General features: G+C 46.1%; 5 protein-coding genes. 1 reads left to right on the forward strand and 4 read right to left on the reverse strand.

Going from position 1 to position 7,773, the window contains the following annotated elements; all coding sequences use genetic code 11:
• From KH180_RS16335 to KH180_RS16345, 3 genes are all read right to left on the reverse strand, one after another.
• Positions 1-2,034, reverse strand: a 2,034-nt coding sequence (locus KH180_RS16335) for a hypothetical protein (protein ID WP_290762360.1), incomplete at its 3' end; no start/stop codon positions are given.
• Positions 2,035-2,086: 52 nt separating this feature from the next.
• Positions 2,087-2,215 (reverse strand): hypothetical protein, encoded by a 129-nt coding sequence (locus KH180_RS16340; RefSeq protein WP_290762362.1) that lies wholly within the window; start codon positions 2,213-2,215, stop codon positions 2,087-2,089.
• Between the two features lie 144 nt (positions 2,216-2,359).
• Positions 2,360-4,993 (reverse strand): hybrid sensor histidine kinase/response regulator, encoded by a 2,634-nt coding sequence (locus KH180_RS16345; protein WP_290762364.1) that lies wholly within the window; start codon positions 4,991-4,993, stop codon positions 2,360-2,362.
• Positions 4,994-5,247: 254 nt separating this feature from the next.
• Here KH180_RS16345 and KH180_RS16350 point away from each other — a divergent pair, with 254 nt between their 5' ends.
• Positions 5,248-6,735: a GntR family transcriptional regulator gene (locus tag KH180_RS16350; RefSeq protein ID WP_290762366.1), complete on the forward strand. Its 1,488-nt coding sequence runs from the start codon at positions 5,248-5,250 to the stop codon at positions 6,733-6,735.
• Between the two features lie 221 nt (positions 6,736-6,956).
• Here KH180_RS16350 and KH180_RS16355 read toward each other — a convergent pair.
• The coding region (locus KH180_RS16355; RefSeq protein WP_290762368.1) for an InlB B-repeat-containing protein at positions 6,957-7,773 on the reverse strand (817 nt) is incomplete at its 5' end.

Genomic DNA, 7,773 nt, shown 5'->3' on the forward strand with positions numbered 1-7,773 from the left:
GATCTGGGTTCCGTTTGGAGTTGCAATCGTCAGCGGATAATCTCCTGTTTTCCCTGCTGTTTTTTCCTCATTGATCTTTTGTATCTGGGAACTATCCGGAAATACTAAATCCTCTCTGGATATGCTGGCCGGCTGGCTGTCCCAGGCCACAACGCCTGAAAATTCCTTCAGCTGTTCTTCCGTGAAAGCCTTTCCTCCGGTCTGGCTGATAATATTCAGGCCTTTGATCATCTCTCCGTTTTCTTCTGTGGTTTCATCATAGGCTTTCAGAATGACCTCCACGGTGGCTTTCTTACCTGATGGAGAAGTGAAGGTGAGATCAAACTTTCCGCCTTTTCCTGATATCTTGACTTCATTGATCGCCGCCAGCTGATCTGCATCCGGTGTCAGATCTTTTTGGTCGTAAGTAGCTCCATTCTCGTTTTTCCCTTTTACATCACAGAGCTTCTGCACGTCTTCCTCTGTCCATGCATCCCCTCCCGAATCGGCACCGCAGTCATCTGCGGCTATGGTAGGCTCCATCTGTTCCGGATGGATATCCGCCGCATCAGTTCCTTTATCCTTCAGGTACACGGTCACTGTAGCCGTGGTTCCATTCGGTGTTGTAAAGGTCAGCGGGAACTCTCCGGTCTTTCCGGAAGTCTTTGCTTCGTTGATTACGTCCAGCTGAGCTTTGTCCGCATAGGTTAAATCATCATAAGAAAAATCTGAACCGTTTTCCTGTTTTCCGGTCACCATGGTGATTCCCTTTAACTGTTCCTCTGTAAAAGCCTCTCCGCCTGTCTGGCTAAATACATGGTTGGCCCCGATCTGCTCCTTTGTGGAGTTTTCGATTCCGTTAGCATCCCGAAACGGTCCGAAATATACTTTGGTATAAAACTTTCCTACATTGATCTCTTTTTTCTCTTTAAAGGGCGTTCCTTCTACGAAACTGTAGTTTGTCAGGGATGTCCCATCCTGAATGTACCCCTGATATCCGAAATCGGGAACTGCTGCGGCATCGGTCACATAAGACGGCCCTCCTGCAGAACCAATCCCCGGCATTTTTGTGCCTTCATCTCCCACAGCAATGACAATCGTGTCTCCCCCGCTGATTTTGAGATCTTTCACTTCCATAGTCTGATCGGAAGCACCGCTATTGCTTGAGGATCCAATTCCGGGAGCATATGCACCGCCGGCAGCTTCTACCTTTCCGCCTGTGATATAAAGCCCCTCTACTTTTGTGCCATAGCCGCCTCCGATGCCCGCTCCGTAACTGGTTCCCGTGGCATTTACATTTCCGCCGGAAATTGTAATATTTTTTGCATATCCTTTTCCGCCGCTTTGATGTTGTGAAACGCAGGCCGCGCCAATTCCACAGGAATGTGCTCCTCCCTGTGCTTCGATATTTCCTCCCTCTATTGTAAAATTAGAAAAACCAATTTCTTTGTCTCCCATATAGAGTCCCCTGCAAGTGCTTCCGATCGCTGTAATATCCATCTCATGCCCTATCGCCTTCAGGGATCCGCAGGAACTGTCACACCGGTGCCCTTCTTTTCCTGATTTTTGGCATCGGATTGTCAGTTCCCCGTCCATTCCATCCTTTCCTATGGCACATCCCGCCGTACTTTGGTTACTTCGAAGATCTTTGCAGTCTAAAAGATTCGATCCAATCAATGTAATCGTCACATATGCATGGGAAACAGTGATACAGTCGTATATATCACAGGTAATACTTACATTATCCAGAGTAAGGTCCGTCTTCACTCCCTCATCCACTACGATTCTGTAAGAAGATGTTGTCCCTGTGATCCAATACCCCTTCGGGTTTAACTTTGTCTCATTTTCAGTAAGTCCTCCCCCGGCTGCTCCTTTTTTGGTAATCGTTATATGCCCTTTGCTCACATCTAAGAGAGTCTGTCCGTTTTCTGCCAATTCTCTTTTGACAGCTGTTTTTTTTATTTTCTCACCCGGGTTCTTATTTTCTTCCCGATTCACTGTGGCTGTCTCAGACAGTTCTGTCGTATTGGCCTTTTCAGTAACCGGACTTATCACTAAATCTTGAAGGGATTCCTCCTCCGCACTCTCCGGAGGAATTTCCTTTATTTCACAAATACCCTCCCCCGGTTTTTCCAGACATTTCCTCTTCCTGAGCCCTCAGCGGCATCCCTGTACCAATTCCCACTGCCATCATTAGAGTAACTGCGGTCAGCCGTTTCCTCCACGTTTTTTTCATTGTCTCTCCATCCTTTCCTCTGCCCTTGAGCGCTTTTTCGGGCAAATATTAAAATCATTCGTTATAGGAGTTTTGCTTATTTATGAAGGTTAGAAAAAAGAAACAGGGGACAGCTTTTTAATCTGCCCCCTGTAAGTTATCTGTTTACTTATCATTCTCTCTGTAGATGCATTCCGAAAGGGTTTTACACAGCTGTACAATGTCCAGCGGCTTACTGACATGAGCGTTCATTCCGGCCGCCAGGGCGGCAGATATATCATCACTGAATGCATTGGCTGTTGTAGCAATGATAGGAATTTTCAGTGCCAGCGGATGACTAGATGCACGAATGCGCCTTGCTGACTCGTGTCCGTCCATCACCGGCATCTGTACATCCATCAAAATTGCATCATAATCACCCGGCCTGGAGGCCAAAAATGTATCCAGTGCCTGCTGTCCATCCTCCACACAGTCTACCTCTGCCCCATTCATGCGCAGCAGTGTCGCTGCGATCTCCTGATTCAGGTCATTGTCCTCTGCCATCAACAGGCGGAATCCTTCCAAAGGCCTGCCGCCGGTTTTTGCTTTCATATCAGGAATTGGCTGTCCCTTATGCCCCAGTGCCTCTTTTATAGCGGCATAGACAGAAGATCTGTAGAGAGGTTTGGGTAAAAACCCGTTGACCCCGGCCGCCCGGGCTTCTTCCTCCACTTCGGAAATGTCATAGGCCGAAATCATCACAATAGGGACATCATTTCCCACCTCCCGGCGGATACAGCGTGTCACCTCGACACCGTCCATATCCGGCATTTTCCAGTCGATCAGACAAAGGTCGATGTCCCTGCCTTCCCGGTGGGTTTCCTTCACCCGTTCCACACCCTCGGTGCCGGAAAGTCTCCATTCTGCCTCAATTTTAATTTTTTCAAGCAAGACGGCAGTCTGCTCACAGACTTGCTGCTCATCATCCACAATCAGCGCCCGCAGCCCCTGCTCTTCAAAATCCGGCTCCGGCAGACAGCTTTCCTCCCCTTTTCGGAAGGGTAAATCCACAATGCAGGCAGTTCCGACGCCGGGCTCACTTTCCACCCTAATTTGCCCTCCCATGAGCGTGACCAAATTCCGGGTGATGGACATGCCAAGTCCCGTTCCTCCAAAACGTTTTGCAATGGAAGCGTCAGCCTGTTCAAACGGCTGGAAAATATGTTCCACAGCTTCCTTCGTCATACCGATTCCGGTGTCTGAAAGAATAAAGCGCAGGATGTCAGTCGTATTCCCGGTCTTGTGCCGGGAAACGTTCAGACGGATGCTGCCTCCCGGAGCAGTGAACTTTACTGCATTGGAACTGAGATTTAAAAGAATCTGATTAAGCCGCAGTGAGTCTCCGATAAAGACACTGTCATTTTCAAGACCTTCCATCGTTTCTTTGAACTCGATTCCCTTTTCCTTTGCCTGGGCATAGACAGTGGAGACAAAACCGCTGACAATCTCAAAAATATCAAAAGGTTCGTTCTGCAGCACCATTTTGCTGCTCTCTATCTTTGACATATCCAGCACATCGTTGATCAGCATCAGCAAATGCTTGGAGGAGAAAGCTATTTTTGAGAGACAGTCCTCGATCCTTACAGGATCTTTTACAGATGCTGCCGCTATCGTAGTCATACCGATAATGGCGTTCAAAGGAGTCCGGATTTCATGGCTCATCCGGGACAAAAAATCGCTCTTCGCCGTGTTGGCGCGCTCTGCGGCCAGCATAGCTTCCTGCAGAGTCTGGCGTGAGCGGACTTCCTCGGTGCGGTCAGAAAATACAGTGATCAGCTGCGGAGTATGTAAATCTTCCACCCGGTAGACCCGGATTAACATCCAAAGCTTCTCTTTATTGGGTTTCGTATATTCCACCAGCCTTTCAAAAGGTGAAATAAACTGCGGATCACTTACCCCTTCCCGAAAGGCCCGGGAATCTTCCTCTTTCATACCCTTATAAAGTTCTTCCACATCCGTCATCTGTATTCCCAATATCCGTTCCAGATTAAGCCCTCTGTAATTAATCATGCCGGTCTTTATATCTCTGATGATAAAAGCGTCATCGATGCTCAGTGACAGATTATCGAAGAGTCTGCTGCGGTAAACCAGTTCCTTCCGCTGGCGGTGCAGAACGTATTGGGAGATCAACAGCACAGCAATCATCATAGTCATCAATACAATGGAACCGGCCAGGTTTGTGACCCTCAGCCTTTCCGCAGTCTTTCCATAGCCTACCTTTTTTGTCTGAGCAGACGAAATGATATTTTCTGTCTGTTCAAATGCCTTATCATAAAAGGGCTGTAAGTGTTTCTGCGCATAAGCTTCAATTTCCGTCTCTGTGAGTTCAGGCTGTCTGCAGAACTTCAAATAATCGGCTTGTTTCGTCTGTAAAACCGCCAGAGTGTCTTTTAATGCCTGCACATCCTTCGCATCGCCCAAATATAAATCTACCATCTGGGCAACCGGCTCTTCCAGGGACAGAACCAGATCATCCAGCTTGCTGCCGGCAATTTTTATATCCGTACTGTTATGATGGCGTTTCAGGCGGTCTGTCCTCAGGCTCATCTCGGACACATAGAGCTTCACATCCCCGGCGGAAATCACCACCTCAAAGGGATGATTTGAGATAATCTCTGTTTGAGCTGCCAGATTGGCGGAGTTGGTGATGGTCATAAGCAGATAACAAAGCATCAGCACAATAAGGATTATTGTGCTGGCAACACTTATCAGATGGCTTCGGCCTTCGGCATGCCCTTTACTTTTTTCTTTATTCTGCATCTATTTTAACTCCTCGCTTTCCGGCTGCACAATAACACAATCCAATCTTAAAATCCCGCTCACAAAATTGCAGTCAAACATATTATCTTTTACCACAACCCCTATTGTTCACATACATATATATACCGAGTATAGCAAATATAAATAAGGATAACAACCATAAGCTGAACCCTTTGATATAGAAACATTGCTTTAAAAATGATATACTTCATTTACTAGTTACTGTACGGTTTTAATTAAATGGAGGACTCATTTTGGAAAACAGTATAGAATTGCGCCAGGTCGTCTACAGTGTCCTGCTGACCCAGATACGTTTTGGCGTTTATCACTTCGGAGAAAAACTTCCTACAATAGAAGAAACCAGCACCCGGTTTCACGTATCAGTTGACACGGCCCGTGCTGCATACCTGAAACTCAAAAACGAGGGGTACATCACCCTGGAAAAAAATGTAGGAGCAGCTGTCAAAGTCCGCTATAACAGTCATGAGACAGAACAGTTTATCCAGACTTTTTTTGCCATGCGAAAAGCCTCTATGATTGACCTTGCAAACGCTATGGGGCCTTTGTTCAGCAACGCCCAATGGTTTGGACTCAGATATGCCTCCAAAGAGATGCTGATGGAAATGGAACGGCTTTCCCATGAGAAAAACACAGCGCCCCCTTATGCAATGCTGGAACATCTCAGCCAAAAGTACCGTGCCCTTGGAAACTCCCTTCTCATGGGGCTCACCTGGCAGACCTTTATGTTTTTATTTGACCCTTTTTTCAGTATCAAAGATAACCTGCGGTATTTTGATGGGTCCGCCAATTATCTGCCAACACTCCTAAAACTTTGCCGGGAAAAGAACTGGTCTGCGCTGCGTGATATGGTGGATCAATCCATAAAGTCTCTTCCCCCGGCCCTTACCAGGTTTTATGAGGCCAAAATTACAGCACCGTCCCCGGAAAAGGAAATACCCTTTGTCTGGACCTCTTATAAAAAAAGCCAGCAGCTGTGCTATTCCTTTTCTATGGAGCTTCTCATTTCGATCAGCCGGGGAATCTATCCTGTTGGGAGCCTGCTTCCTTCCCAGAAGGAACTTGCAGAACAAAAGGGCGTTTCATTAAGTACAGTCCGCAGGTCATTTGAACTTCTCAGCAGTGTTGGAGCCATAAAGCCAGTTAAATATGTGGGCACATCAGTCCTTCCATTTGATAAAGCTACAGAAAACAGCGATTTTACAAATCCGGTCCTGCAGCGCCGGCTTTTAGATTTGACGGAAAGTCTTCAGATATTTGCCCTGTCATGTAAAGAAGTATCGATGCTCACACTCTCTTCTCTTGACTTAAATTCAGTCAAACAGCTGTGTCAGAAACTGAAAGCAAACAGAGAACGGAGGCGGGGCGAGACAATATCCTATTTCATACTGGACTGGATAGCAAAATCTGCTCCTTATCAGGCTATTCGTACTGTTTATTCCGAGCTGCTTCTCCAATTTTTTTGGTCCTACGCTTTCCGCGGACTGCAGGGAAAGCAGGAAACAATCAACGCCATATATGAACCTTATTTTGACACGCTCATTGAGTCCTTGAACAAAAGAGATTTTCCCCGCTTCTCTGTCGTTCTGGAGGAACTGGTGAATTATGAATTCTGCAAAACAATGGACATTTTATCCCGGCTTGGCATTCCGGGAGCGGAGCACATTTTAATTCCGGACAAAATCATTCATAAAAATCAGGAAAAACAGGAGACAGCTTTTTAATCTGCCCCCTGTTTTTTATCCGTTTACTTATCATTCTCTTTGTAAATGCATACCTTATTTCTACATTATTTTTATGCTGATTCCTCTTTGTCTTCCGCAGGTGCTGGATAATACTTAAGTCCTTTTGGACACGAAAAAAAGGCTCCGCAATGGGAGCCTTAAAGTGCATATTAATTTATCTGTTATGCATAGTTATTCATTTTCCATTAAAGTCTTTCTCTTTATTCTCTTATTCGTTTTCTATAGAAGCAGAAAGCAAGGATTCCTGTTCCTCCCGTCAAACATAATATCAGCCATAGAATCCCATTTTGATCCCCGGTCTTTGCCACTCTCTTTTTGTTTTCTTTTGTGACTTCTCTGTATTTCCACTTCTCCGGTGTTTGTTTCTTTTTTTCAGTGCTTTGTTCTGTTCTTTTTTCTGCCTCAGTCTCTTTGGGTATCTGTTTCCACTTCGCTGTCAGCTTTATACTGTCATTCACCGGCGTATCAAAGTCCCATCTGGCTTCTTTTCCATTTTCATCGATATAATACCAGCCTTCAAAGGTATATCCATCTCTTTTGGGATCTCTTGGCTGTGATGCTTTTTCTCCTCCGTTTATCATCTGGGGTTCCGGCTGGTAGTCCCCTCCGTCGGAATCGAACGTCACTTTATGCACTCCTGTAAGCGTTATGGTAACTGTAGTCTTCGTCCCGTCCTCCAGACTAAAGGTCAATGGAAACTCCCCTGTCCGATAGTTGTCCTTGGCATCGTTGATCTTTTTAAGCTGTTCTCCATCTACTGACGGCACTTCATTATTCCCATACAGATCCTTTCCCATAGCTTTGCAGAGTTCCCTGATCTCATCCTCTGTAAAAAGTTTTCCTCCTGTCGGCTTCGTAAACCCGTTGGCACCAATGCTGGAAGTCTTTTCCCCTTCCTTATGGCTGCTGCCCTGGTCCCTCAGATATACATGAATCGTGATCTGGGTTCCGTTTGGAGTTGCAATCGTCAGCGGATAATCTCCTGTTTTCCCTGCTGTTTTTTCCTCATTGATCTTT

It is taken from the genome of Anaerostipes sp., from assembly GCF_018381315.1.
In the GTDB taxonomy this organism is placed as follows: Bacteria; Bacillota; Clostridia; order Lachnospirales; family Lachnospiraceae; genus Anaerostipes.

Bases quoted from the DNA above. Each gene is read 5' to 3' on its own strand.
- KH180_RS16340 (WP_290762362.1), bottom strand. From the start codon at position 2,215: ATGAAAAAAACGTGGAGGAAACGGCTGACCGCAGTTACTCTAATGATG.
- KH180_RS16345 (WP_290762364.1), bottom strand. From the start codon at position 4,993: ATGCAGAATAAAGAAAAAAGTAAAGGGCATGCCGAAGGCCGAAGCCAT.